At 63.3% G+C, this 25093-nt stretch carries 23 protein-coding genes; 8 read left to right on the forward strand and 15 right to left on the reverse strand.

Translation table 11 applies throughout. The annotated features are described in order from the left end of the window. Positions 1–132: 132 nt before the first annotated feature. Positions 133–1167: an Ldh family oxidoreductase gene (locus ACFZPT_RS16430; protein WP_379555467.1), complete on the forward strand. Its 1035-nt coding sequence runs from the start codon at positions 133–135 to the stop codon at positions 1165–1167. Positions 1168–1209: 42 nt separating this feature from the next. Here ACFZPT_RS16430 and ACFZPT_RS16435 read toward each other — a convergent pair whose 3' ends face one another. Continuing rightward, on the reverse strand, positions 1210–1530 hold the full coding sequence (locus ACFZPT_RS16435) for a YqjD family protein (protein ID WP_034097086.1): 321 nt from the start codon (positions 1528–1530) through the stop codon (positions 1210–1212). Between the two features lie 163 nt (positions 1531–1693). On the opposite strand from ACFZPT_RS16435, the gene ACFZPT_RS16440 reads away from it, so the two are divergent. Beyond that, positions 1694–1948: a hypothetical protein gene (locus ACFZPT_RS16440; protein WP_003190904.1), complete on the forward strand. Its 255-nt coding sequence runs from the start codon at positions 1694–1696 to the stop codon at positions 1946–1948. Here ACFZPT_RS16440 and ACFZPT_RS16445 read toward each other — a convergent pair. After that, positions 1941–2849 (reverse strand): LysR family transcriptional regulator, encoded by a 909-nt coding sequence (locus ACFZPT_RS16445; protein ID WP_080758721.1) that lies wholly within the window; start codon positions 2847–2849, stop codon positions 1941–1943. The two genes, ACFZPT_RS16440 and ACFZPT_RS16445, sit on opposite strands and share 8 nt — an antisense overlap. An 86-nt stretch (positions 2850–2935) precedes the next feature. On the opposite strand from ACFZPT_RS16445, the gene ACFZPT_RS16450 reads away from it, so the two are divergent. After that, positions 2936–3862 (forward strand): carbon-nitrogen hydrolase family protein, encoded by a 927-nt coding sequence (locus tag ACFZPT_RS16450; protein ID WP_099313239.1) that lies wholly within the window; start codon positions 2936–2938, stop codon positions 3860–3862. A 180-nt stretch (positions 3863–4042) separates the two neighbouring features. On the opposite strand, the gene ACFZPT_RS16455 is transcribed toward ACFZPT_RS16450, so the two are convergent. Then, complete coding sequence (locus ACFZPT_RS16455) at positions 4043–4504, reverse strand: LEA type 2 family protein (RefSeq protein ID WP_099313238.1); 462 nt, start codon at positions 4502–4504, stop codon at positions 4043–4045. A 10-nt stretch (positions 4505–4514) separates the two neighbouring features. Then, complete coding sequence (locus ACFZPT_RS16460) at positions 4515–5942, reverse strand: nucleobase:cation symporter-2 family protein (RefSeq protein WP_034097093.1); 1428 nt, start codon at positions 5940–5942, stop codon at positions 4515–4517. Positions 5943–6175: 233 nt separating this feature from the next. On the opposite strand from ACFZPT_RS16460, the gene ACFZPT_RS16465 reads away from it, so the two are divergent. Continuing rightward, positions 6176–7801 (forward strand): methyl-accepting chemotaxis protein, encoded by a 1626-nt coding sequence (locus tag ACFZPT_RS16465; protein WP_034113216.1) that lies wholly within the window; start codon positions 6176–6178, stop codon positions 7799–7801. 69 nt (positions 7802–7870) lie between these two features. Here ACFZPT_RS16465 and ACFZPT_RS16470 read toward each other — a convergent pair whose 3' ends face one another. From ACFZPT_RS16470 to ACFZPT_RS16515, 10 genes are all read right to left on the reverse strand, one after another. After that, positions 7871–8848 carry a D-glycerate dehydrogenase gene (locus ACFZPT_RS16470; protein ID WP_034113217.1) on the reverse strand — a complete coding sequence of 326 codons (978 nt, stop codon included), beginning with the start codon at positions 8846–8848 and terminating at the stop codon, positions 7871–7873. After that, positions 8845–10143 (reverse strand): MFS transporter, encoded by a 1299-nt coding sequence (locus ACFZPT_RS16475; RefSeq protein ID WP_034097098.1) that lies wholly within the window; start codon positions 10141–10143, stop codon positions 8845–8847. Before ACFZPT_RS16475 ends, ACFZPT_RS16470 begins: the two co-directional genes overlap by 4 nt. A gap of 48 nt (positions 10144–10191) precedes the next feature. Further along, positions 10192–11133: a sugar kinase gene (locus ACFZPT_RS16480; protein WP_034113219.1), complete on the reverse strand. Its 942-nt coding sequence runs from the start codon at positions 11131–11133 to the stop codon at positions 10192–10194. After that, positions 11126–11908 (reverse strand): sugar phosphate isomerase/epimerase, encoded by a 783-nt coding sequence (locus ACFZPT_RS16485; RefSeq protein WP_034113221.1) that lies wholly within the window; start codon positions 11906–11908, stop codon positions 11126–11128. Before ACFZPT_RS16485 ends, ACFZPT_RS16480 begins: the two co-directional genes overlap by 8 nt. 46 nt (positions 11909–11954) lie before the next feature. Continuing rightward, entirely contained in the window at positions 11955–12974 is a 1020-nt protein-coding gene (locus ACFZPT_RS16490) for a LacI family DNA-binding transcriptional regulator (RefSeq protein ID WP_099313246.1), read from the reverse strand. Positions 12975–13083: 109 nt separating this feature from the next. Then, on the reverse strand, positions 13084–13683 hold the full coding sequence (locus ACFZPT_RS16495; RefSeq protein ID WP_034113223.1) for a LysE family translocator: 600 nt from the start codon (positions 13681–13683) through the stop codon (positions 13084–13086). A gap of 54 nt (positions 13684–13737) precedes the next feature. Beyond that, positions 13738–14577, reverse strand: a complete 840-nt coding sequence (locus ACFZPT_RS16500; RefSeq protein ID WP_034097104.1) for an AraC family transcriptional regulator — start codon at positions 14575–14577, stop codon at positions 13738–13740. Positions 14578–14647: 70 nt separating this feature from the next. Continuing rightward, on the reverse strand, positions 14648–15289 hold the full coding sequence (locus ACFZPT_RS16505; RefSeq protein WP_034113225.1) for a DUF1345 domain-containing protein: 642 nt from the start codon (positions 15287–15289) through the stop codon (positions 14648–14650). 114 nt (positions 15290–15403) lie between these two features. Next, positions 15404–18496, reverse strand: a complete 3093-nt coding sequence (locus ACFZPT_RS16510; protein WP_034113227.1) for an efflux RND transporter permease subunit — start codon at positions 18494–18496, stop codon at positions 15404–15406. 2 nt (positions 18497–18498) lie between these two features. Beyond that, positions 18499–19653, reverse strand: a complete 1155-nt coding sequence (locus ACFZPT_RS16515; protein ID WP_034113228.1) for an efflux RND transporter periplasmic adaptor subunit — start codon at positions 19651–19653, stop codon at positions 18499–18501. Positions 19654–19881: 228 nt separating this feature from the next. On the opposite strand from ACFZPT_RS16515, the gene ACFZPT_RS16520 reads away from it, so the two are divergent. The 4 genes from ACFZPT_RS16520 to ACFZPT_RS16535 all read left to right on the forward strand — a co-directional run bounded on the left by ACFZPT_RS16520 (position 19882) and on the right by ACFZPT_RS16535 (position 23606). After that, a complete protein-coding gene (locus ACFZPT_RS16520) occupies positions 19882–20583 on the forward strand; it encodes a response regulator transcription factor (protein ID WP_034097114.1) in 702 nt (233 codons plus the stop codon). Positions 20584–20586: 3 nt separating this feature from the next. Beyond that, positions 20587–21891 (forward strand): ATP-binding protein, encoded by a 1305-nt coding sequence (locus ACFZPT_RS16525; protein ID WP_034097115.1) that lies wholly within the window; start codon positions 20587–20589, stop codon positions 21889–21891. 66 nt (positions 21892–21957) lie between these two features. Continuing rightward, positions 21958–22728, forward strand: a complete 771-nt coding sequence (locus tag ACFZPT_RS16530; protein WP_034097117.1) for a class I SAM-dependent methyltransferase — start codon at positions 21958–21960, stop codon at positions 22726–22728. Positions 22729–22820: 92 nt separating this feature from the next. Next, positions 22821–23606 carry a sulfite exporter TauE/SafE family protein gene (locus tag ACFZPT_RS16535; protein ID WP_034097119.1) on the forward strand — a complete coding sequence of 262 codons (786 nt, stop codon included), beginning with the start codon at positions 22821–22823 and terminating at the stop codon, positions 23604–23606. A gap of 45 nt (positions 23607–23651) precedes the next feature. On the opposite strand, the gene ACFZPT_RS16540 is transcribed toward ACFZPT_RS16535, so the two are convergent. Beyond that, positions 23652–24890 (reverse strand): acyl-CoA dehydrogenase family protein, encoded by a 1239-nt coding sequence (locus ACFZPT_RS16540; RefSeq protein WP_034113231.1) that lies wholly within the window; start codon positions 24888–24890, stop codon positions 23652–23654. Positions 24891–25093: the final 203 nt, after the last annotated feature.

A 25093-nucleotide genomic window follows, 5' to 3' on the forward strand; every position in this document is an offset into this window, starting at 1 on the left:
CGGTAGGCGGCGCGGCGGCGCGGATGGCGGTAGATAACTGGGGGCGCCCGTTGACAGCAGGCACATGGGGCGTTGTTTAATCGGAGGGCTGGATTCTTGTTGTCTCTTCCAATTATAAAATCGGAGCTACAGATGTCTGCCCAGTCCCCGATCGTCGACAGTCCCCATACCCTTATCGGCTTCACCGAACTGGTGGCGTTGCTGCACAGGGTGTTCGTCCAGCACGGCACGTCGCCGGAAGTGGCCGCGATCCTTGCGCACAATTGCGCCAGTGCCGAACGCGACGGCGCCCATAGCCACGGCATCTTCCGTATCCCCGGTTACCTCAGCACCCTGGCCAGCGGCTGGGTCGACGGCAAGGCCATTCCGGTGGTCACGGACGTGGCGTCCGGGTTTGTGCGGGTGGATGCCGGCAATGGGTTCGCCCAGCCGGCACTGGCGGCGGCCCGGCCACTGCTGGTGAGCAAGGCGCGCAGTGCCGGCATCGCCTTGCTGGCGATTCACAATTCCCATCACTTCGCGGCGCTGTGGCCGGACGTTGAGCCGTTCGCCGAAGAGGGGTTGGTGGCGCTGAGCGTGGTCAACAGCATGACCTGCGTGGTGCCCCACGGCGCCGATCGCCCGTTGTTCGGCACCAACCCTATTGCGTTCGCGGCGCCGCGCGCCGACGGCCCGCCGATTGTCTTCGACCTGGCCACCAGCGCCATCGCCCATGGCGACGTGCAGATCGCTGCGCGCAAGGGCGAACGTTTGCCGCCTGGCATGGGGGTGGACAGCCTCGGTCAGCCCACCACCGATCCCAAGGCCGTGCTGGAGGGCGGTGCGCTGTTGCCGTTCGGCGGGCACAAGGGCTCGGCCCTGTCGATGATGGTCGAGCTGCTGGCGGCTGCCCTGACCGGCGGGCACTTTTCCTTCGAATTCAACTGGGCCGATCACCCTGGCGCGCGTACGCCGTGGACCGGGCAACTGTTGATTGTTATCGACCCGAGCAAAACCGCCGGGCAAAGCTTTGCCGAGCGCAGCCAGGAACTGGTGCGGCAGATGCATGCCGTAGGGTTGCGGCGGTTACCGGGGGATCGGCGCCATTGCACACGGGCGAAGTCGCTGGGGCAGGGGGTTGAAGTGGAACTTCAGGCGTTGAATCAGTTGCGTGACTGGGCCAACTGACATTGAAACGCCGCTGCGTGGCAGCGGCGCGACGGGCGACGTTTAGTTGCGACGACCCAGCAACAGGCCAACCACCAGGCCAAAGCCGGCCGAGATGGCGACGGTCTGCCACGGGTGGCCACCAATATAGGTTTCGGTCGCGTCGACCATCGGTTGGGTGCGCTCACGTACGTTGGTCACGGAGTCCATGGCTTGTTTGAGCTTTAGGGCGACCTGCTCACGCAGGGTCTCTCCTTCTTCGCCCACCAGGTTGGCGCTGCTCTTGAGCAACTTGTCGGACTCTTCGATCAGCGCGGCGAGCTCACTGAAAGCTTGGTCCTTGATTTGGTCGGCGGCGGTTTGCGCGGCGGTTTTGCGGGCCATGGGGTGACTCCTTGCAAGTGAATGTAACAGTGAACAATGGAGTACCCGGCGCCCTTAAAAGTTGCTTTTTTTTTGCTGGGGCGCAGTGCCGGGCAAAATCCGAATCAGGAAATTTCGACCTACAGTGTAAGATGCCACCTATTTGTGCAGCAGGTAATTCAACATGAGCTTCAATCTCGCCAACAAGACCCTCGCCGAACGCGCCGAGCTGGAAGATGAAAAGTCGCGCCTCTACGACCTGTGGCAAACCAATCTGGGCAAGGCCAAGGGCGAAGCCGCGCGGTTGTTCGGCGAGCGCGCCAAGCGCAAGGGCAAATGGGCCGAGTGGGTCCGTGCGGAACTGGACGGCATGTCGCCGCCGGAGTTTTCCAACATGGTGCGCAGCGAAGTCAACAAACTGATGGCGGCGGCTAAGTAAAGCTCGCCACAATCGCTTCGCGGACTTTCAGCAACATCGGATCGAGCTGAGCCTGGGTGCGCCATCCCAGTTCCACCGGGTAGCGCGGCAGCGCCAACGGGCAGGTCAGCACGCGCAGGCCGGTCATCTCGGCGATGGCCTGCGCCGCATGCCCGGGGATGGTGGCAACGGCCTGGCTGCCCTTGAGCAAAAACGGCAGCGCGGCGAAGTGGCTGGTGGAGGCGCACACATGGCGGCTCAGCCCCTGCGCCGCCAGCCCCTCGTCGGTGATCCCGATAAACCCGCCGGACGACACCAGCACATGGGCGCGGCGAACGAACTCGTCCAGATCGATACTTCGCTGACCGGGCGCCAGGCTGTCCGGGTCCACCAGGCAGCGGTAATCCCCTTCGCCCAACACCTGTCGGCTTAACCGGCCCTGGGCAAAACCGCCGGCGGTGATCGCCAGGTCCAGTGTGCGGTCGAGCAGCGCGCCGGCGACAATCTGGCTATGGGTCTGGCGAAAGATCACGCGCAATTGCGGCAGGCGTTGTGCGATCTGCGTCATCAACCGACGGCCGTAGGCGATTTCAAAGTCATCGGATAAACCCACCACCACCGAACGCCCCAGGTACTGCTGATTGACCGGGTCGACCATGGCCAAGCTCTGACGGCAACGGTCCAGCGCTTCACTGATCACCGGTTTGAGTTGGTTGGCCCGCAACGTCGGCGCCAAGCCACGACCGGTGCGCACGAACAACGGGTCGCCGTACACCTGGCGCAAGCGCCGCAGCCCAGCGCTGATGGCCGATTGGGTCACGCCCAGGCGCAAGGCGGCGCGGCTGGCGCTGGACTCGTCATGGAGTGCTTCGAAGGTTTTGAGCAGGTTAAGATCGACCTGGGCGATATTCATTTGGCTCATATCATTCAGTACTGAAGTGGGCTTTATTCATGATCCGGGGTGGCGGGAGAATGGGCAACCCCCAGCCAATCATCGGAGTGAACGTTATGCCTATTTCTACCGTCGCGGCCTTGCAAATCGGCTCCCTACCGGGCGGCAAGGCCGACACCCTGGAACAGATCCTCGGTTATGAAGACCAGATCCGCCGCAGCGGCGCGCAATTGGTGGTGATGCCCGAGGCGCTGCTCGGTGGCTACCCCAAAGGCGAAGGGTTCGGCACACAACTGGGTTATCGCCTGCCCGAAGGGCGTGAAGCCTTCGCCCGTTATTTTGCCAATGCCATCGATGTACCTGGCGCGGAAACCGACGCCCTGGCCGGGTTGTCGGCGCGCACGGGCGCCAGCCTGGTGCTGGGCGTGATCGAGCGCAGCGGCAATACCTTGTACTGCACCGTACTGTATTTCGAACCCGCCGGCGGCCTGGTGGCCAAGCACCGCAAACTGATGCCTACCGGCACCGAGCGGCTGATCTGGGGCAAGGGCGATGGCTCCACCTTGCCGGTGATCGATGCCGCGGTGGGCCGTATCGGCGGCGCGGTGTGCTGGGAAAACATGATGCCGCTGCTGCGCACCGCGATGTACGCCAAGGGCGTGGAAGTCTGGTGCGCGCCCACCGTGGACGAGCGCGAGATGTGGCAGGTGAGCATGCGCCATGTAGCCCATGAAGGCCGCTGCTTCGTGGTCAGCGCCTGCCAGGTGCAGGCGTCGCCCGAAGCCCTTGGCGTGGAGATTGCCAACTGGCCTTCGGACCGCCCGTTGATCGCAGGCGGCAGCGTGATTGTCGGCCCCATGGGCGACATCCTGGCCGGGCCGCTGGTGGGCGAAGCGGGGCTGGTGACGGCGCAGATCGATACCGACGACCTGGTGCGCGCGCGGTATGACTACGACGTGGTGGGGCATTACGCACGGCCGGATGTGTTCGAGCTGGTGGTGGATGAACGCGCCAAACCCGGCGTGCGCTATATCACGGACTGAAGCAGTAGCGGGAAGGCTGGGGGGCTCGCCCCGATGGCGCAGAGCCAGCCAGTCGATATGTTGACTGCGCCACTGCCATCGGGAGCAAGCCCCCTCCCACAGGGGGGCTGTGTGCGTCCAAATTTGCCCATGGGCCAACATGTGGGAGGGGGCTTGCCCCCGATGACAGTGGCGCAGGCTTTACCACGTCGCGCCGTTAGGCATGTCCAACGTACCCCGGTCAACGAAGCGCATGGTGCCCAACAGCCCCCCGGCCAGTTTGCCCCGCAGCACATAGGGCAGGTTGTTCAAACTCTGGGTCTGACTCAGGCCCAGGGTTTGACGCAACACCGAAAATGCCGAGACGCTGACCGGCACCGTCAGAACGGTCTCGGAGAAGCGTGGGATGCTGCCGGCCTGGTCGCTCACACCTGAGGCCAACGGTCGGCCGTTGACTTCCAGATCGAGAGCCACACCGTTGTAGTCAATCGCCGTTTCGTTGGGGTTCTGCACCCGCAGTTTGACGGCGAAGCGCACTTCCAGGTCCTGGCTTTGCAGCGGTTCGATGCCCACCACGTTGATGTTCACCGGGTCGCGGTTCGGAAACAGCGCGCAGGCGCTCAGGGTCAGTAGCAGCAGCGATAGCACCATGAGCTTGCGCATGTGAGGTCTCCTAGTTCGTGACGTCCGGGTCTTGCATCACCTTGAGGGTAGAGGACTCCGGATCGAATTCATCTTCTTCCAGCTCTATGAACTCTTCGGGCAGGAAAATGTTCAGCAGGATGGCACAGAACGCTCCTACGGTGATTGGCGACTCGAAGATGTTATGCAGCGCCTTGGGCAACTCGCGCAGCACTTCCGGCACGGCGGCGACGCCCAGGCCCATGCCCAGGGAAATCGCCACGATCAGTACGTTGCGCCGGTGCAGGCCGGCTTCGGCGAGGATCTTGATACCGGCCACCGCCACGGTGCCGAACATGATCAGCGTGGCGCCGCCCAGCACCGGTTTGGGCATCAGTTGCAGCACCGCGCCGATCATGGGGAACAGCCCCAGCAGCACCAGCAGGCCGGCGATGAAGTACGCCACATAGCGGCTGGCCACGCCGGTCAGTTGGATCACCCCATTGTTCTGGGCAAAGGTCACCATCGGCAGGCTGTTGAACGTGGCGGCCATCGCCGAGTTGAGGCCGTCGGCCAGCAGGCCGGACTTGATGCGTTTGATATACAGCGGGCCCTTTACCGGCTGCTGGGAAATCATCGAGTTGGCTGTCAGGTCGCCGGCGGCTTCCAACGGCGAAATCAGGAAGATCACCGCCACTGGAATAAACGCCACCCAGTCGAACGAAAACCCGTACTTGAACGGCACCGGTACGCTGATCAACGGCACCTGGGGCAGCGCCGCCATATCGACGCGGCCCAGCCACCAGGCCACCACAAAGCCCAGGGTCAGCCCGATCACGATCGAACCCAGGCGCAGGAACGGGTTATTGAAGCGGTTGAGCACCACGATGGTCAGCAACACCAGGGCCGCCAGGCCCATATTGCCGGCCGCGCCGAGGTCGCTGGCGCCGAAGCCGCCGGCCATGTCGGTGACGGCCACCTTGATCAAGGACAGGCCCATCAAGGTGATGATGGTGCCGGTCACCACCGGGGTGATGAGTTTGCGCAGTTTGCCGATGAACTGGCTGAGCACCACTTCGATAAACGCTGCAAAGAAGCAGATGCCGAAGATCGTCGAGAGAATTTCATCGGTGCCGCCGCCGCGGGCCTTGACCATAAAACCGGCGCTGAGAATCACGCTGATAAACGAAAAACTGGTGCCTTGCAGGCACAGCAAGCCCGAGCCGATGGGGCCGAACGTACGCGCCTGGACAAAGGTGCCCAGGCCCGAGACGAACAGCGCCATGCTCACCAAGTACGGCACTTCGCTTTCCAGGCCGAGTACGCCGCCGACGATCAGGGTCGGGGTGATGATGCCGACAAAACTGGCCAGCACATGCTGCAGCGCAGCGAAGATCGCCGCGCTGAAGTGCGGACGGTCTTCCAGGCCGTAGATCAGGTCGGATTTATAGCGGGGGCGGGGGGCTTGAGCGTCAGACAAAATATGGGCTCGGGTCGGAAAAGGGAGGCGCAGGATGCCAGAAAGCGCCGATGCTCAGAAGTGTAAAAAAATATTTATAAGCGCCCTGCATAAAATCCCAATCCTTGCCGATACTGCTTACAGGCCCACCTATTAAAAACAACAGTGGCGTCCAAGGTCAGGCAGCGCGTTGCCGCTGATTGATCGTTTCGCGGCAGGGATTGCGCGCAGGCACTCACTTCGGGAACACGTCTATGTCGCTTCGTCATTTGAATATCGCCCCTCGCGCTTCGCTGGGTTTCGCCTTTATCGCGTTGTTAGTGGTGCTGTTGGGTGGGTTCGCGGCCAACCGTATGACCTTGATTCGTCAAGCATCGGTGGACATGAACACCAATCAACTGCCCAGTGTGACGTTCCTGGGGCAGGTGACCGAGAACGTGTTGCGCATGCGCATTCTGTCGTTTCGCGTATTGGTCAACCGCGAACCTGCGGCGCTCAAGGAAGCCGAAACCCGCATTGGAGTGTTGGTCGACAAGGCCAAAACGGCCCAGGCCGCCTACGCGGCTTTGCCTGCAGGGCCGGATGAAGCGGCGCTGTTCAAGACGTTCTCCAGCACGCTGGACACCTATCTGAAAGCCCAGGCCGATATGCTCAGCCTGTCCCGGGACGGCAAGGTCGAAGAAATGCGCACCCTGATCAACACCCGGATCAAGGACGGCACCGACCAGATGGGCGAGCAACTGAACAAACTGATTGCGATGAACGGCGCGGCGGCCAAGCAAGCCAATGATGTAGCGGGCCAGAGCTATAACAGCGCCATCACCGGCATCGTGGTGGTGTCGGTCGCCGCCGCGTTGTTGACGGTGCTGCTGGCCTGGCTGCTGACCCGCAGCATCGTCACGCCGCTGCGCAAAGCCGTGCAGGTAGCCGAGACCATCGCCGGCGGCAACCTCAGCAGCGTGATTGAGGACGACGGCAGGGACGAGCCGGCACGCCTGCTCGGCGCGTTGTCCACCATGCAGACCAACCTGCGCCAGACCATCCGCCATATCGCCGGTTCGGCCACTCAACTGGCCTCGGCGGCTGAAGAGTTGAGCGCGGTCACCGAAGAAGCCTCTCGCGGCCTGCAGCAACAGAACGACGAAATCGACCAGGCCGCCACGGCGGTCAATGAGATGACCGCCGCGGTGGAAGAAGTGGCGCGCAACGCGGTTTCTACTTCCGAAGCCTCGCGCCAGTCCAACCAGGCTGCGCGCGAAGGCCGCGATCGCGTGGTGCAAACCGTCGACGCGATCCAGACCATGACCCACGACGTGCAAAGCACCGCTGTGATGATCGAAGGTCTGGCCACCCAGGGGCGTGACATCGGTAAGGTGCTCGACGTGATCCGCGCGATTGCCGAGCAGACCAACCTGCTGGCCCTTAACGCCGCGATCGAAGCGGCCCGCGCCGGTGAGGCCGGGCGCGGTTTTGCGGTGGTGGCTGACGAAGTTCGGGCCTTGGCCCATCGCACCGCGCAGTCGACCCAGGAGATCGAGAAAATGGTCGCCGGCATCCAGAATGGCACCGGCGAGGCCGTGCAATCGATGCAGCAGAGCAATCAACGCACCCAGGACACCCTGGAAATGGCCCGCGCCGCCGGTGTTGCGCTGGAGCAGATCACCCAGTCCATCAGCCTGATCAACGAGCGCAATCTGGTAATCGCCAGCGCCTCGGAAGAACAGGCCCAGGTGTCCCGCGAAGTGGACCGCAACCTGGTCAATATCCGCGACCTGGCGTCCCAGTCCACCTCCGGCGCCAACCAGACCAGCGCCGCCAGCCATGAACTGTCGCGCCTGGCCGTGGACTTGAACGCGATGGTGGCCAAGTTCGTGATCTGACCCTGCCCGGTGGGAGGGGGCTCTACACCCCCTCTCATCAAAGCTGATCTGTGTTTGCCTTCAGTGTGCCTATTGCCTAAAGGCGGTCGGGTTGACCAGGTTTTTCGGCTTCTCGCCCGCCAGAGCGGCCAACAGATTATCCACCGCACAGGTGGCCATGGCCTCGCGCGTTTCGTGGGTCGCCGAGCCGATGTGGGGCGTGGCTACTACGTTGTTCAGCCGCAGCAGCGGCGAGCTGTGATCCAGCGGTTCCTTCTCGAACACATCCAGCCCCGCCGCGCGGATCGTGCGTTGCTGCAACGCCTCGATCAGCGCCGCTTCGTCCACCACTTTGCCGCGGGAAATATTGATAAAGATCGTGTCCGGGCCCATCAACGCGAACTGCTCGGCGCCGATCAGCTTTTCGGTCTCGGCGGTCAGCGGCAGGGTCAGGCAGACAAAATCGGCCTGTTGCAGCAAGTCTTCAAGGCTGCGGTACTGCGCGCCGAAGCGCTCTTCGACCCGTGGCTTGGGCGAGTGGCTGTGGTAGAGCACCGGCATGCCGAAGCCGAAATGCCCGCGCTGGGCCAGGGCTTCGCCGATGCGGCCCATGCCGATGATGCCAAGGGTCTTGCCGTGCACATCGCTGCCGAAATGCGCCGGGCCAATGTTCTTATGCCATTGCCCGGCGCGGACCATATCGGCCAGTTCCACCACGCGGCGGGCACTGGCCAGGATCAGCGCGAAGCCGGTGTCGGCGGTGGTTTCGGTGAGTACGTCCGGGGTGTTGCTGAGCAGGATGCCGCGTCGGGTGAGGTAGTCGATGTCGTAGTTGTCGACCCCCACCGAAACGCTGGCCACCGCTTCCAGTTGCGGCGCCAGGTCCAGCAACTGCGCGTCCAGGCGCAGGCTGGCACCGAGCAGGCCATTGGCGTTCGGCAGGGCGTCGCGCAGCTTGGCCAGGCCGGTGTCATCCAGAGCTTCGATCAGTGTGACGTCCACCTGCTCGTGCAGGCGCGCCATCAGCGGCGCGGAGAGTTTTTTGTACAGCACCACAGACTTTTTCATTGGGCTTTTACCTTCAATTCAAGGGGTGGCAATGGCGCGCGTTGACGGTCGCTGGCGCCGGGCTTGAGGAAAATCGTCAGCACCACCGACAGCATCAGCGCGCCGCTCATCAACAGGTACGAGGCGCCGGGCGAGCCAGTGCTGCTGTTGAGGTAACCCACCAGGTACGAGCCGCCGAACGAGCCGAGGGCGCCCATGCTGTTGATCAGCGCCATGGCGCCGCCGGCGACGTTGGCCGGCAGGATTTCCGGCACGATGGCGAAAAACGGGCCGTAAGGCGCATACATGCACGCCCCGGCAATCACCAGCAGGGTGTAGGACCACCAGAAATGTTCGGCACCGAGCACGTAGGAGGCATAGAACGCAATGGAGGCGATCAGCAGCGGTGGCCACACAAAGCGTTTACGTTTTTGCAGCTTGTCCGAGCCCCAGCTCACCAGCAGCATGCCGATCACCGCCGCCAGGTAAGGCAATGCCGACAGCCAGCCGGCCTCGACCATGTCCATCTGCAGACCTTTTTTGAGGATCGACGGCAGCCACAGCACAAACCCGTACACCCCGATGCTCCAGCAAAAGAACTGCAAGGCCAGGATGATCACCTTGGGCGAGCGGAAGGCTTCGGCGTAATTCTTCACTGCCTTGATGCCGACCTGTTCGGCGGCCAGGGCAGTTTCCAGTTCCTGCTTTTGCCCGTCGCTCAGCCAGTTGGCGTCCTTGGGACGTTCATCGGCCAGCTTCCACCAGATAAACGCCCACAGCACCGCCGGCAGGCCCTCGATGATAAACATCCAGCGCCAGCTGAAATGTTGAACCAGGTAGCCCGACACCACCGACATCCACAACATGGTCACCGGGTTGCCGAGGATCAAAAAGGTATTGGCCCGCGAGCGTTCGGCGCGGGTGAACCAGTGGCACAGGTACACCAGCATTGCCGGCATCACCGCCGCTTCCACCACGCCGAGCAGAAAGCGGATGGCGATCAGCATATAGGCGTTGGACACCACGCCGGTGAGGGTGGCAAGGCCGCCCCACAGGATCAGGCTGACAAAAATCAGTTTCTTGACGCTGCGCTTTTGCGCATAGATCGCCCCCGGCACCTGGAAGAAAAAGTAGCCGAGGAAGAACAGCGCTCCCAGCAGTGACGACATGCCGGGGGTGATCATCAGGTCTTCGGCCATCCCGGAGGCGGCGGCGAAGCCGTAGTTGGCGCGGTCCAGGTACGCCAGGCTGTAGGTGATAAACACGATAGGCATGATGTACCACCAGCGGCGGGTGGCGAGTTTCACGGTTTCCATGGGCTTGCTCCTGAGCTTGTTGTAGTTGTGGCAACAGGGTGTTGGGGATCAGGCGACGGATCGACCGAGCAGTTCGGCGCGGGTGGGCAGGCCTTCCATGTCGCCGCGACTTTGCACGGCGCGGCTGCCGACCCAATTGCCGCGACGCACGGCTTCGGGGAAGCTGAGTTTTTCCAGCAGGGCACTGATCATGCCCACGGCAAAACCGTCGCCGGCACCCACGGTGTCGACGACTTTTTCCACCGGCACGGCGGCGATAAAGCCCTGGTCCAGCTGGGTGCGGTAGTAGGCACCGTCCGCACCGAGCTTGATCGCCACGGCTTCGGCACCCTGGTCGAGGTAGAACGCGGCAATGTCGGCCGGGTCATCGAAACCGGTGAGCAGACGACCTTCGCCCAGGCCCGGCAAAACCCAGTCGGCCAGGCCGGCGAGGGCGTTGATCTCGGCAATCATCTGCGCCTGGCTGGCCCACAGCGACGGGCGCAGGTTGGGATCGAACGACACGCTGTGCCCGGCTTGGCGCATTTGCGTCATTAGCGCGCGGGACAGCTCGCCGGTGGCTGCGGATAACGCTGGCGGGATCCCGGTGGCATGCAGATGGCGGGCCTGTAGCAGCGCGGGGCTGATGTCGGCGACGGACAGATGGCTGGCGGCGGAGCCCTTGCGGAAATATTCCACCTGGGGATCGGCACCGGCTTCTTCGCGGGATTTGAATTGAAACCCGGTGGGGTGCAGCGGGTCGACGGCCACGTGCCGGCAGTCCAAGCCTTCGCGGCTGAGGGTCTCCACCACAAAGCGGCCCAGGGAATCATCGCCCACCCGGCTCAGCCAGGCCACGTTGAAGCCCAGCCGCGACAGGCCGATGGCGACGTTGCTGTCGGCCCCGGCGATGCGTTTATGAAACTGGCTGACCTGGGCCAGGTCGCCGGTCTGTTCGGCGACGAACATCGCCATGGTTTCCCCAAACGACAACACATCGATCTCAGACATGGGCGTTCTCCGCGAGAGGTTGGCCAAGCACGGCGAGGCTGGCGACCTGGCGTGCGGTGACATCGAGCAGGTCGTCGCCGTGCAGCGGAAATTCCACTGCCCGTGTAATGCCTTGAGTCATGTGGGAGAGCAGTTGTTCCCACTGATGCAAATCGGTGGCGCCAGGCGGCAGCGCCACCAGCTTGCCGTCCGCGCGACGGCTCACGGCCTTGCAGTGCAGGTAGTCCACATGCCGGCCCAGCAGGCGCGCGGCGGTGAGGGCGGACTGGTCCTGCCATTGCCAGTTGCCGATATCGAAGGTCATTTTGATTGGCAGACCCAAGCGTTCGACTTCGCTGAAAAAGCGTTGCATGGGTTCGATACGGCCGCCGTGCAGGGTCTGGTCGTTTTCCACCAACAGGTGCACCGGGTGACGCCGCAGCAGTGCGTGCAGGCTTTCCAGGTCGTTGGTGTCGGTGAAGTAGCCCAAGGAGACTTTCAGCCAGCGCGCGCCGAAGGCCTGGGCGCGATCCAGCGTCGCGCTCAGTTCAGCATTCGGCTGGGCGCGACCGGCGACCCACAGTTCCAGCGGTGATGAAAACACCGCTTCCAGGCCCTGTGCCGCGACGGCCTGGGCCAGCTCGGCGGGTTGCTCGACGGTCAGCAGTTCTTCACGCCACTCGATGCGCTGGGCACCGGCCTGGGCCAGCAATTGGACGAAACTCAACTGGCCTTGCTGGCGCACCAGCTCAGCGCCGTAGCTGGAGAGGCTGATGGAAACGGGGTATGTGTGCATTGTTTTGTCCCTCTGAAACCGGTTTCATTTTTGTTCAAAAAAACACTCATCCCTGCCGGCGCGTGGTGGAGCCGCGGATGATGAGTTGGGGCAGGAAATCCAGGGTGCGGGTCGGCTCGGTGTCGCCGCGCAAGCGCTTGAGTAGGCAGTCGAACGCGCTGGCGCCGATGGCCTCGGTGGGTTGGGCGAGGGCGGTGATGCCGTTGCCTACCAGCGGGTACCAGTCCAGGTCATCCAGGGCGATCAGGCCGATGTCGTCAAATAGGTGGCAGCGCAAATTCTTGAGCGCGCGGGTGCAGGCCAGCGCGGCAACGCCGTTGGCGCAGAACAACGCCTTGGGGCCCGGCGTGGCGAGAAAATTGCGCAGGTGGGTTTCAAGGGCGTCGTCCAGCTCCAGCACGGCGCCACTCAACGCCGGGCGGCGAGCGATCTCGGCTTTGAAACTGGCCAGGCGCTCCAGGCGCGAGCTGGTGCCGTCGGTGGCTTCGCTGACCAGCAGCAAGTCGCGGTAGCCCTGTTGTTCCAGGTGTTCCACCGCCATGCGCACCGCCGCCGGGTTGTCCAGCCCCACCAGGTCGCTGTGCAGCGGCTCGACCTTGCGGTCCACCAGCACCAGGGGCATTTCCCGTTGCAATTCCAGCAGTTGGTCGAGGTGATGGCCGAGGGTGTTCACGATCAGGCCTTCGATGTTGTACGAGCGTAGGGCCGCCAGGTGCTGGCGTTCCTGTTCATCGTCGCGGTCGGTGTTGCACACCACCAGGCTGTAGCCGTGCTGGCGGCAGGCGGTTTCGACGCCGTGCATCACCGCAATGGAATAGGGGTTACGGATATCCGCCACCAGCATACCGATCAGGCGCGTGCGGCCACGTTTAAGGCCGCGGGCCATCTGGTTGGGACGGTAACCGAGTTGTTCGATGGCTTGCTCGATGCGCAGGGCGATCGCATCGGAGAGCAGGGCGCGGTCTTCGCCGATAAAACGCGAGACGCTGGCTTTGGACACGCCGGCGTGCCGGGCAACATCAAGCATGGTCACGCGACTGCGTTGGGCGGCGGAAAAAGTGTTCACGGTCATCGACCTTCTATTTTTATTGGAATGACTGAAACCGGTTTCAGGAAACCACTAAAGTACGAAAGTCGTCAAGAAGTTGTAGGACACCGTCGGATGGCCGGCGTGCTCAGATCCACACACTCAGCCATGTCGCACTCAACAAGAACAACGCCATGCCACGGTTGAGCCGCTGCATCGCCAGCCCCGAACCGAGCACCCGCGCAGAACCAGCGCCCAGCAAGGCCCAGACACCGAGGCAGGGGATCGAGATCAGAAAAAACACCAGAGACAGGTAGATCACCTGGCTCTGGCGCTCAACGCCATTACCGGCGAACACGCTGACCACCGCCAGGGCCATCATCCAGGTTTTGGGGTTGACCACTTGCAGGCCGGCGGCGCCGATCAGGCCCAAGGGTTTCTGGCTGGCGTCCACTTCGACACCTTGGGGCGGTGCGCGGTAAATTTTCCAGGCCAGGTAGCTCAGCCACGCCACCCCGGCCCATTGCATGACGGCTTGCAGCTTGGGGGCCTGTGTCAGCGACTGGCCGACCCCCGAACCCACCACCAGCACAAGCCCCGCCGCGCCGGCGCATGCGCCGAGAATGATCGGCAGCGCGGCTTTGATGCCGTAACGCGCGCTGTTGCTCAGCACCAGGATATTGGTGGGCCCCGGGGTGATGGACGCGACAAAGGCAAACAGCATGAACGGCAGTAAGGTGGACAACATGGCAAGTGACTCAGATAAACCCGATTAAGGATTCGATGTTCACCAGTTGGGGCGTTATCTGTCTGGAAGAATTGTGCAGCGCTTGCGGTACGCCGCCGGTGTCAGGCCATAGGCGCGCACAAACCAGCGGCCCAGGTGGCTTTGGTCGGCAAAGCCCAGGGTAATCGCCACATCGGCCGGCAGTTCCCCCTTGGCCAACAAGTGCCGCGCACGCGCCAGGCGCAGTTGTACCAGGTAGGCATGGGGCGGCAGGCCGAACGCGCTCTTGAAGGCGCGGCTCAAGCGAAAGCGGTCAACCCCGCAGGCCAGTGCCAGCTCGTCCATGCCCACGTCGTGGTGCAGATGAGCATGCAGGTATTCCCGGGCCTTGTGTGCCACCCATGGCAGGCGCGGGTCCTCGCCATAGCGTCGGCGCCAGTGCAATTGGCCGGTGAGGCGTTCGAGCAATTGATCCATAGCGCGCTGACGCACGATACGCAGTTCGCCGCTATGCAGGGTGCGGAAGGCCTGGCTGGTGGCGAGGGCCAGGCGCGGATCGTCGGCCAAGGTGCTGGCAAACCCCAGCTGGCTGTTGATCGGTGCTTCTTCGAACACCGCGCTGACTTCCCGTGTCAGCCATTGCGGGTCGAGGTAGAGCATGTGGTAGGTGAACCCGTCCGCCGTAGGCGCGTCGCCGTCATGCAGCTCGCCGGGCTCCACCAGGAACACCTGGCCCGGCACGCTGTTGTGACGGGCGCGGCGGCAATTGAATTGCTGCACGCCTTGCTCGGTGACGCCGATCAAGTAGCTGTCATGCCAGTGGGGGTCATAGGCGTGGCCCTCGAAATGCGCGCGCAGCGTTTCGATGCCGGTGTCGGCGTCCTGGGCCAGGTCGATCCAATTGTGCGCGGCCATATCCCCCTCGGCGACGATAAAACCCCATTAGCGCCCCTCGCGGTGTGAGCGTCTAGAAGGTTTGTGCAGCCTAGCCGAAGAGGCCGGCGGCGATGTTGATCGAAAACCCCAGGATCGCCGTGTTGAACAAGAAACCGATCAGCGATTGCCCCAACACCACTTTGCGCATGGCTCGGGTCGCCACGCCCACGTCGGAGGTTTGTACGGCCACGCCGATGGTGAAGGAGAAGTACAGAAAGTCCCAGTAGTTGGGCGTGAGCAAGCCCTCGGCAAAGCGCAACGCCGGTTCCTTGCCGGTCCAGGTGTAATACAGGCGGGCGTAATGCACGCTGAAAATCACCCCGATCAGCAACCACGAGCCGATCACTGTCAACCCGGTAAACCCGTAGTGCAGCAGGCGCTCCGAGGTGGCCAGGTCTTTGCTGCCTACCAGCTCGAACGTGATGGTGGCCAGACTGGCGATGGCGGCGATGCACACCGTGAACAGCACCAGCCCGGCGTTCTCGTCCTCTACCTCGGCGATGCGCTTGACGTCCTCGGCCTTGGCTCGGCTGGTCAACCACAGCATCAGCAGCAGGTAGGTCCACACCCCGGCGTTCCAGCCAATCAGGATTTTGCTGACCAGGCTGTCGGCTGGCGCCAGGATGCCTACGGCAAGGCCAAGGACGGCGGCGGCGGAGAGACGCGGATGGGTGCGGGCAAGGAAGGGCATGGCGCTCACGATTCGGGGGAATAGTGAGCAACATAGGTTGAGCAGCTGCAGGCTGCAAGCTTCAAGCGGCAAGCTGAAGCAAGGGTGCTCTGGCTGGCCGCTTGAAGCTGACAGTCAGCGACTGCGCTTGCGCACCAGCTTCATCACCACCACAAAGAACACCGGCACAAACACCACCGCCAATGTCGCAGTGATCATGCCGCCGATCACCCCTGTACCAATCGCCTGCTGGCTCGCCGAGCTGGCCCCGGTGGCAATCGCCAGCGGCACCACGCCGAGGATGAAGGCCAGCGAGGTCATGATGATCGGCCGCAACCGCAGGCGCGCGGCCTTGAGGGTGGCGTCGATCAGGTCTTCGCCCTGGTCATACAGTTCCTTGGCGAATTCGATGATCAGGATCGCGTTCTTCGCCGACAGGCCGATGATGGTGATCAGGCCCACCTTGAAAAACACATCGTTGGGCATGCCGCGCAAGCTCACCGCCAGTACCGCGCCGAGCACGCCCAGCGGCACGACCAGCAATACCGAGGTCGGGATCGACCAGCTTTCATACAGCGCCGCCAGGCACAGGAACACGATCAGCAGCGACAGCCCCAGCAGTATCGGCGCCTGTGAGCCGGACAAGCGTTCCTGCAGCGACAGGCCGGTCCATTCCTGGCCCAGGCCCGCCGGGAGTTGGCCGACCAGGCGCTGGATCTCGGTCATCGCTTCACCGGTGCTGTAGCCTGGCGCCGCCTCGCCGGAAATCGCGATGGCCGGGTAGCCGTTGTAGCGCGTCAACTGCGCCGGGCCTTGGGTCCATTTGGCCTGCACGAAGGCGGACAGTGGCACCATCTTGCCGGCGTCGTTGCGTACGTGGATCTTCAGCAGGTCCTCGACCTGGCTGCGCCGGTCGCCTTCGGCTTGCACCACTACGCGCTGCATGCGGCCTTGGTTGGGGAAGTCGTTGACATAGGCCGAGCCAATCGCCGACGACAGCACATTGCCCACCTCGGCGAAGGACACCCCCAGCGCGTTGGCTTGTTTGCGGTCGACTTCCAACTGCACCTGGGGCGCCTCGGCCAGGGCGCTTTCGCGCACATTGGCCAGGATCGGGCTTTTCTCCGCCAGGGCCAGCAGTTCGGTGCGCGCCGCCATCAATGCCGCATGGCCGACGCCGCCGCGATCCTGTAGGCGGAACTCGAAACCGCTGGAGGTGCCCAGGCCATCCACGGGCGGCGGCAGGACCGAGTAGGCAATCGCATCTTTAAGCTCGCTGAACGCGCCATTGGCACGCTCGGCAATCGCGGCGGCGGCATCCTCGCTGCTGCGCTCCGACCAGTCCTTGAGCGTGGTAAACGCCAGCGCTGCGTTCTGCCCGGAGCCGGAGAAACTGAAGCCCATAATCATGGTGGTATCGCCCACCCCCGGCTCGCCGGCGTTGTGCGCTTCGATCTGCTCGGCCACCTGCACCGTGCGGTTCTTGCTGGCGCCCGGCGGCAGTTGGATATCGGTGATGGTGTAACCCTGGTCTTCCACCGGTAGGAACGAGGAGGGCAGCCGCGTGAACAATAGCCCCAGGCCCGCCAGCAGCACCAGATAGATCAGCAGGTAGCGGCCGCTGCGCTTGAGGGCGTAGGCCACCCAGCCGGTATAGCGCTCGGTGAGCCGCTCGAAACGCTGGTTGAACCAACCGAAGAAGCCGCCTTTGGCATGGTGCTCGCCCTTGGCGATCGGCTTGAGCAAGGTGGCGCACAGGGCCGGGGTCAAGGTCAGGGCGAGAAACGCCGAGAACAGAATCGAGGTGGCCATCGACAGTGAAAATTGCTGATAGATCACCCCCACGGACCCGGCCATGAACGCCATCGGCAGGAACACCGCCACCAGCACCAGGGTAATGCCGATGATCGCGCCGGTGATCTGCCCCATGGCCTTGCGCGTCGCTTCCTTGGGCGGCAGGCCCTCGGTGACCATGATCCGTTCGACGTTCTCCACCACCACGATGGCATCGTCCACCAGGATACCGATGGCCAACACCATGCCGAACATGGTCAGCACGTTGATCGAGAAACCCAGCAGCAACATGGTGGCGAAGGTGCCCATCAGCGCGATCGGCACCACCAGGGTCGGGATCAGCGTGTAGCGCACGTTCTGCAGGAACAGGAACATCACCGCGAACACCAGCGCCATGGCCTCCAGCAGGGTGTAGACCACCTTGGTGATCGAGACTTTGACGAAAGGCGAGGTGTCGTACGGGATCTTGTATTCCACATTGGCCGGGAAATAGCGCGACAGCTCGTCCATCTTCGCCCGCACCAGGGTCGCGGTATTCAGCGCATTGGCGCCCGGTGACAGTTGCACACTCACGGCGGTGGAGGGCTTGCCATTCAGGCGCGTGGAGAACTGGTATTCCTGGCTGCCGATTTCCACCCGCGCCACATCGCCGATGCGCACGGTGGAACCGTCCGGGTTGGCCTTGAGCACGATGTCGGCGAATTCCGCCGGGGTCGACAACTGGCCTTTGACCAGGATCGCGGCGGTGATTTCCTGGGTATTGGTGCCCGGCAAGTCACCGATGCTGCCGGCCGAGACCTGGGCGTTCTGCGCAGCAATGGCGGCATTCACGTCGGCCGGGGTGAGGTTGAAACCGATCAGCTTCTGCGGGTCGATCCAGATGCGCATAGCGCGCTCGGCCCCGTACAGCTGGGCCTTGCCCACCCCGTCCAGGCGCTTGAGTTCGTTCATCACGTTGCGCGCCAGGTAATCGCTGAGCGCAACGTCATCGAGCTTGCCGTCGTTGGAGGTGAGGGTCACCAGCAGCAGGAAGCCCGCGGAGACTTTTTCCACCTGCAGGCCCTGCTGAGTCACGGCCTGGGGCAAGCGCGGCTCCACGGCTTTGAGGCGGTTCTGCACATCCACCTGGGCCATCTCCGGGTTGGTGCCGGGTTGGAAGGTGGCCGTGATCGTCGCCGACCCCAGGCTGCTCTGGGACTCGAAATACAACAGGTGATCGGCGCCGTTGAGTTCCTGCTCGATCAGGCTTACGACGCTCTCATCCAGGGTCTGCGCCGAGGCACCGGGGTACACCGCGTAAATTTCGACTTTCGGCGGCGCAACGTTCGGGTATTGCGCCACTGGCAACTGAGGGATGGCCAATAGGCCGGCCAACAGAATGAACAGCGCTACCACCCAGGCGAAGATCGGGCGGTCGATAAAGAACTGCGGCATGCTCAGGAATCCTTGTTGGTCAGCTTGGCTGGGCTGTCGTCCACCTGGACTTTCTCACCGGGCCGCGCGTGTTGCAGGCCTTCCACGATGATGCGGTCACCGGGTTTGAGGCCTTGGCTGACCACCCAGCGATCACCGATCACCGCGCCCAGCTCCACCGGTTGCTGGCTGACGGTCTGTTCGGCGTCCAGCAGTAGCACCATGGGGACGCCGGCGCTGTCGCGGGTGATGGCGCGCTGCGGCACGCTCAGGCCCTGGGTATCGACTGCCTGCTCCAGGCGTACGCGCACGAAGCTGCCGGGCAGCAGGTCGAGGTCCGGGTTGGGGAACTCGCTGCGCAGAACGATTTGCCCGGTGCCTGGGTCGACGCTGATTTCAGCGAACAGTAATTTGCCTGGCAGCGGGTAGAGGCTGCCGTCGTCCTGGATCAACGTGGCCTTGGCCTGGTCCTGACCGACCTGCTTCAGGCTGCCGGCGCGGAAGGCGCGGCGCAGGTCGTTCAGCTCGCGGGTGGATTGGGTGAGGTCGGCGTGGATCGGGTCCAGTTGCTGGATGATCGCCAGCGGTGTGGCCTCGTTCTGGCCGACCAGGGCGCCTTCGGTGACCAACGCCCGGCCGATGCGCCCTGAAATCGGCGCGGTGACGGTGGCGTAGCCGAGGTTGAGCTTGGCGCGTTCAACGGCGGCTTTATTGGCGGCGACTTCGGCGTTGGTCTGGCGCACGGCGGCGCGGGCGTTGTCGTAGTCCTGGCCGCTGATGGCGTTGCCTTCCACCAACTGGCTGTAGCGCTGCTCTTGCAGGCGCGCCTGGAACGCGTTGGCCTCGGCCTTGCTCAGGTTGGCCTTGGCGCTGTCCAGATCGGCCTTGAAGGGGGCCGGGTCGATGCGAAACAACACGTCGCCCTGTTTGACGTCATGGCCCTCCTTGAACACCCGCTGCAGCACCACGCCGGCTACCCGCGCGCGCACTTCGGCAATGCGTGGCGCGGCGATGCGCCCGCTCAATTCGCTGCTGATGGACAGGGGCTTGGCTTGCAAGGTCTCGATGCGAACCTTGGCCAGGGGGATTTCCGGCGCTTCGGCGGCCGACTGGTCACAGGCACTCAGTGCCAGCGTCAGGGCCAGCAGGCAAAACGGCGCAAACAGATTCTTCGACATGCTCTTATCCCAATAATGACTGGCGCATCCTAAAGTCACCGGCGCCTCGGTGCTGTGAAGCTGTGTAGCAGGTGTGTGAAGAAATGTAAGGTGCGGCGCGCGAGGCACCGAGGGCGTATATCCTTGCACAATCTTGCAACCACTAAGTATCCAATGCAGGAGGGCGTTTGCACCCTCCGGCATTGGGTGTGTGTACGACACATCACTGTATTTTCTGGAAACACCTTCATGCCCAACATCCTCCTGGTCGAAGACGACGCCGCGCTCTCCGAGCTGATTGCCAGCTACCTGGAGCGCAACGGCTACCACGTCAACGTGCTCAGTCGTGGCGATCTGGTGCAGGAACGCGCGCGCCGTGATCCCCCGGACCTGGTAATCCTCGACCTGATGCTGCCCGGGCTTGATGGCCTGCAGGTGTGCCGCCTGCTGCGCGCCGACTCGGCCTGTCTGCCGATCCTGATGCTCACCGCCCGCGACGACAGCCACGATCAGGTACTTGGCCTGGAAATGGGCGCCGATGACTACGTCACCAAACCCTGCGAACCCCGCGTGCTGCTGGCACGGGTGCGCACCTTGCTGCGCCGCAGCAGTTTGTCCGAACCCCAGGTGGCCAATGATCAGATCCTGATGGGCAACCTGTGCATCGACCTGTCGGAGCGCACCGTGACCTGGCGCGACCAGGCCGTGGAGCTGTCCAGCGGCGAATACAACCTGCTGGTGGTGCTGGCGCGGCACGCCGGCGAGGTGCTCAGCCGCGACCAGATCCTGCAGCGCCTGCGCGGTATTGAGTTCAACGGCACCGATCGCTCGGTGGACGTGGCCATCTCCAAGCTGCGGCGCAAGTTCGACGACCATGCCGGCGAAGCGCGCAAGATCAAAACGGTATGGGGCAAGGGTTACTTGTTCAGCCGTTCCGAGTGGGAATGCTGACCCATGTTGCGCGTGCTGATTCGCCTCTTTTTGATCACTATCGTTACCTATAGCGCCGCGATCTACCTGATTCCCAAGCTGGTGATCCAACTGTTTGAACACCGCTACCTGAATTACAACATCGAGCAGACCCGCGGCCAGCAACACCTGATCGTCAAGCAATACCAGCGCGCGCCGGTGGAGCGTTGGTCTCAGGTAACCGAGCAGCTGGGGCGGGAGTTTGCGCCGCTGCATGTGCAACTGCTGCTGCGTCAGGACGCCAGTTATACCCTCGAAGAAGCGCGCTTGCTGGAGCAGGGCAAACCGGTGGTGCGCCTGGGCGAGTGGGGCTGGATGGAAGAGATCAGCTCGCCGATCAACGATCAGTTTGTGGTCAAGCTGACCATCCCGCCGGACCCGCTGGACATGAACTTGCTGTACTGGGCCATCAACGTGTTGATTGTCGCCGCGCTGCTGGTGTGCCTGCTGACCTGGCTGCGCCCGCACTGGCGCGACCTTGAGCGCTTGAAAAGCACCGCCGCGCAGTTGGGCCAGGGCAATCTGACAGAGCGCACGGGAATCTCGGCCCGTTCCAGTATCGGCAGCCTGGCCGCGGTGTTCGACACCATGGCCGACGACATCGAGCACCTGCTCAACCAGCAGCGCGACCTGCTCAACGCGGTCTCCCATGAACTGCGCACGCCCCTCACGCGTCTGGACTTCGGCCTGGCCCTGGCGCTGTCCGAAGACCTGCCCCAGGCCAGCCGCGAACGTCTGCAAGGCCTGGTGGCGCATATCCGCGAGCTGGACGAGTTGGTGCTGGAATTGTTGTCCTACAGCCGTTTGCAGAACCCGTCGCAACTGCCGGAGCGGGTGGACGTGGTGCTCGATGAATTTATCGACAGCGTGCTAGGCAGCGTCGATGACGAACTGGAAAACCCCGAGATCGTCATCGATGTGGCGCTCGATTGTGCCGTCGAGCGCTTCAGTCTCGACCCACGCCTCACCGCCCGCGCGTTGCAGAACCTGCTGCGCAACGCCACGCGCTACTGCGAAAAACGCATCCAGGTGGGCGTCAAGGTATGCCCCAAGGGCTGTGAGATCTGGGTAGACGATGACGGCATCGGCATTCCGCTGGAGCAGCGCGAGCGCATCTTCGAACCCTTCTACCGTCTCGACCGCAGCCGCGACCGTGCCACTGGCGGCTTTGGTCTGGGCCTGGCGATCAGCCGGCGTGCGCTGGAGGCTCAGGGCGGGACGTTGACCGCCCAGGCTTCACCGCTGGGCGGCGCGCGGTTTCGGGTGTGGTTGCCCAGCAGCGCGAGCTGATCGGCCTGCAAGCAGGCGGGCAAAAGAGCATACTGTGGCCCCGTTTTACCCGAGGAGAGATTGACCATGACCGCCGTTCACGCGTCTGCTCAACTAGGTTTCTCAACCCAGGCCGCCACTTACGCCCAGGGGCGACCGGATTACCCCCGCCAGCTCACGGGCTGGCTCAGCGAGACGCTGGGGGTTACCGGCCAGTCGACGGTGGTCGACCTAGGCGCCGGCACCGGCAAGTTCACCCGCTTGCTCAGTAGCCTGGCGCCGACGCTTATCGCCGTGGAACCCGTGGCGCAGATGGGCGAGCAACTGCTCAAGGCATTGCCCGGTGTACGTCTGGTTTCCGGTACCGCCGACGCCATGCCCCTGGACACTGCAAGTGCCGACGTCGTCGTGTGCGCGCAGGCCTTCCACTGGTTCGCCACACAGGCGGCATTGGCGCAAATTCACCGTGTTCTCAAGCCCGATGGGCGCCTGGGCCTGGTGTGGAATGTGCGCGACGAGTCGGTGGACTGGGTGGCGGCGATCACCGAGATCATCACGCCTTATGAAGGCGACACACCACGGTTCCATACCGGCCGTTGGCGTGATGCCTTTCGCGGCGAGTATTTCTCCATGCCCGAACTGACCTGTTTTGCCTACCAGCACGTAGGCAGCCCCCAGGAAGTGATCATTGATCGCTTCCTCTCGGTGAGTTTCATTGCGGCGCTGCCGGACCCGCAAAAGGCCAGCGTCACCGCGCAACTGCGCACCCTGATCGACACCCATCCCGACCTGCGCGGGCGTGAGACCGTAGCGTTTCCTTACCAGACGCAGGCTTACGTGTGTCACCGGCTGGCGTAAAAGGCATAAAGTCAGATCATATTGGTATAAGTGGTTATAAGAAAAATCGCTATCCTGCGGCCAGTAATTTATATGGCCGCAGGTAGCTGTTAATGGAAGTGGGTAACTTTGGTTTTGTCATTGCCGGCCTGATCGTGGGTTTTATCGTCGGTATGACCGGCGTCGGCGGCGGTTCGTTGATGACGCCGATCCTGTTGTGGTTCGGTATCAACCCGGCCACGGCCGTAGGCACCGACCTGCTGTACGCCGCTATCACCAAGTCCGGCGGCGTGCTGGTGCACAGCAAGAACAAGAACATCGACTGGACCATCACCGGCTGGCTCACCCTCGGCAGTGTGCCCGCCGTGCTCCTGACCCTGTGGTTCCTGGCCACTTTGCACACCGACCCCAGCGCAATGAACGCGGTGATCAAGCAGGCCCTCGGCGTGGTGCTGCTGCTGACCGCTTTGGCGATTCTGTTCAAGAAAACCCTGTTGGCTTTCGCCCAGCGTCATGCCGGCGACAGCTACCACATGAACCCGCGCAACCTGAATGCCTTGACCGTGCTTACCGGCGCGATCCTCGGCACCATGGTCGCCCTGACCTCCATTGGCGCCGGCGCCCTGGGCACCGTGGCGCTGTTTATCCTCTATCCGTTCCTGGCCACGCGCCGACTGGTGGGCACCGAAATCGCCCACGCCGTGCCGCTGACCCTGGTGGCGGGCCTGGGCCATGCCGGTATGGGCAATATGGACTGGCACCTGCTGGGCTTTCTGCTGATGGGCTCGCTGCCGGGGATCTACATCGGCAGCCACATGACCGGCAAGATCCCGGACGGTGTATTGCGCCCGTGCCTGGCGGTAATGTTGATGGCCGTCGGTTACAAATTGGCGTTCTGAGGTGGGAGGGGCAAGCGCCTCCCACAGGGTTCGCCCCATTCTGTTTTAGTCTTTCGCCGGGCCATTGCCGATCTGCCAAACGAACGGCGGTTCGGTGCCATTGATCACCCAATCCCCCACGATCCGCGCCTTGTAGATCACCGGGTTGTGCGAGGACACGGTCCGCGCGTTGCGCCAATGCCGGTCCAAACCCTTGCCTTGGCGCACATCCGAAGCCCCCAGCGCATTGAACAGTTCGCTGGTGGCCCGCTGAATCAATTCCGACACCACCACCTGCGCCGTGGCCGATTCGATTTCGGCCGCCACATTGGCCTCGCGCTCGGCCACTTCATCCCCGCCGAACCGCGCCAGGTACGCTCGTTGCGCCGGCTCCGCAGCCTTCAACGCGCTGGCTTCGGCGGCATACACCAGGGCGGCGACTTCGCCCACCACCTGCTGAATCTGCGCGTCCTGGCTGACATGGGCCGCATTGCCGTGGCTGTAGATGCGCTTGCGGCTGCGTACGTGCTGCGCCACGTCCTTGAGCGCGGCGCGGCCGATCCCGGCGAGACTGGCCAGCAACACCAGTTGATAAAACGCCGTCTGGTATTTGAAGCGGGTGGCAAAGTCGATGAGGTTTTCCGTCTCCACCACGGCATTGGTAAAGCGCGACGTGCCGCTGCCGGTGGTGCGTTGGCCAAAGCCGTCCCAGTCATCGCTGTGCACCACCCCAGGCTGGCGCGCGCGGGTGGCGGCAATCACGTCGCCGCCGGTGTCGCTGCGTTGGGCGTACACATCAATCCAGTCGGCGAAAATGCTGCCGGTGCTGTAGAACTTTTCGCCGTTGAGCGCCCACTGATCACCGTTCGGTGTGACTTGGGTGATCACCTCGCCGATAGCCACTGCGCCGATTTCGGTCCAGGCGCAGCCGACGATGTCGCCGTCGACGAAGCGCTTGAACCACAGGTCACGGCCGGCGCCGGGCGCGGCATTCAGGCGGTCTTCGACAAAGGCAAAGTGCCCGCGCAGGGCCTGGGGCACGTTGGAGTCGGCTTCGGCCAGTTCGATCAGCAGCGCGAACAACTGCGGCAGCGAGGCGCCGCCACCCCCGTATTCCACCGGCACGCGTACGGCGCCAAAACCGGCCTCTTTGAGCCATTGGATCGGCGCGTGGGGCAGGGTGCGGGTGTTTTCCCGTTCCAGCGCGCCCTCGGCGATGCGTTGGAAAATCGGGCGAAAGCGCGCCGCCAGGGCGGCATAGTCGGCGCCGGTAGCCAGCGGATTGATGATGTGGTGTTCGGTCATGGGACGGTCCTGGGCAGTGATCGGTGCAAGGGCAATTGCACACTCCGTGCCGGGCGCCGAGCCCAGTGTTTACGGGGTTTGGAGGGTTAGAACTGTTGCCCTGGCAACAGCGATCCGACAAAACGGCGCGAAGCCCGACACTGGCCGCCAAGGGATCCCCGCCCGTAATATCCCGCGCAACCGCCCTGGCTCGGGGGCTTTGC

This window comes from Pseudomonas sp. MD330_10 (assembly GCF_042610415.1).
GTDB lineage: Bacteria > Pseudomonadota > Gammaproteobacteria > Pseudomonadales > Pseudomonadaceae > Aquipseudomonas > Aquipseudomonas rhodesiae.

Excerpts from the sequence above, each read along its gene's own strand:
- ACFZPT_RS16520 (WP_034097114.1), top strand. The coding sequence starts at position 19,882 with ATGCCCAACATCCTCCTGGTCGAAGACGACGCCGCGCTCTCCGAGCTG.
- ACFZPT_RS16540 (WP_034113231.1), bottom strand. The coding sequence starts at position 24,890 with ATGACCGAACACCACATCATCAATCCGCTGGCTACCGGCGCCGACTAT.
- ACFZPT_RS16515 (WP_034113228.1), bottom strand. The coding sequence starts at position 19,653 with ATGTCGAAGAATCTGTTTGCGCCGTTTTGCCTGCTGGCCCTGACGCTG.
- ACFZPT_RS16470 (WP_034113217.1), bottom strand. The coding sequence starts at position 8,848 with ATGAAAAAGTCTGTGGTGCTGTACAAAAAACTCTCCGCGCCGCTGATG.
- ACFZPT_RS16455 (WP_099313238.1), bottom strand. The coding sequence starts at position 4,504 with ATGCGCAAGCTCATGGTGCTATCGCTGCTGCTACTGACCCTGAGCGCC.
- ACFZPT_RS16495 (WP_034113223.1), bottom strand. The coding sequence starts at position 13,683 with ATGTTGTCCACCTTACTGCCGTTCATGCTGTTTGCCTTTGTCGCGTCC.
- ACFZPT_RS16435 (WP_034097086.1), bottom strand. The coding sequence starts at position 1,530 with ATGGCCCGCAAAACCGCCGCGCAAACCGCCGCCGACCAAATCAAGGAC.
- ACFZPT_RS16465 (WP_034113216.1), top strand. The coding sequence starts at position 6,176 with ATGTCGCTTCGTCATTTGAATATCGCCCCTCGCGCTTCGCTGGGTTTC.
- ACFZPT_RS16525 (WP_034097115.1), top strand. The coding sequence starts at position 20,587 with ATGTTGCGCGTGCTGATTCGCCTCTTTTTGATCACTATCGTTACCTAT.
- ACFZPT_RS16510 (WP_034113227.1), bottom strand. The coding sequence starts at position 18,496 with ATGCCGCAGTTCTTTATCGACCGCCCGATCTTCGCCTGGGTGGTAGCG.
- ACFZPT_RS16480 (WP_034113219.1), bottom strand. The coding sequence starts at position 11,133 with ATGTCTGAGATCGATGTGTTGTCGTTTGGGGAAACCATGGCGATGTTC.
- ACFZPT_RS16450 (WP_099313239.1), top strand. The coding sequence starts at position 2,936 with ATGCCTATTTCTACCGTCGCGGCCTTGCAAATCGGCTCCCTACCGGGC.
- ACFZPT_RS16530 (WP_034097117.1), top strand. The coding sequence starts at position 21,958 with ATGACCGCCGTTCACGCGTCTGCTCAACTAGGTTTCTCAACCCAGGCC.
- ACFZPT_RS16485 (WP_034113221.1), bottom strand. The coding sequence starts at position 11,908 with ATGCACACATACCCCGTTTCCATCAGCCTCTCCAGCTACGGCGCTGAG.
- ACFZPT_RS16445 (WP_080758721.1), bottom strand. The coding sequence starts at position 2,849 with ATGAGCCAAATGAATATCGCCCAGGTCGATCTTAACCTGCTCAAAACC.
- ACFZPT_RS16500 (WP_034097104.1), bottom strand. The coding sequence starts at position 14,577 with ATGGCCGCGCACAATTGGATCGACCTGGCCCAGGACGCCGACACCGGC.
- ACFZPT_RS16440 (WP_003190904.1), top strand. The coding sequence starts at position 1,694 with ATGAGCTTCAATCTCGCCAACAAGACCCTCGCCGAACGCGCCGAGCTG.
- ACFZPT_RS16505 (WP_034113225.1), bottom strand. The coding sequence starts at position 15,289 with ATGCCCTTCCTTGCCCGCACCCATCCGCGTCTCTCCGCCGCCGCCGTC.
- ACFZPT_RS16430 (WP_379555467.1), top strand. The coding sequence starts at position 133 with ATGTCTGCCCAGTCCCCGATCGTCGACAGTCCCCATACCCTTATCGGC.
- ACFZPT_RS16475 (WP_034097098.1), bottom strand. The coding sequence starts at position 10,143 with ATGGAAACCGTGAAACTCGCCACCCGCCGCTGGTGGTACATCATGCCT.
- ACFZPT_RS16535 (WP_034097119.1), top strand. The coding sequence starts at position 22,821 with ATGGAAGTGGGTAACTTTGGTTTTGTCATTGCCGGCCTGATCGTGGGT.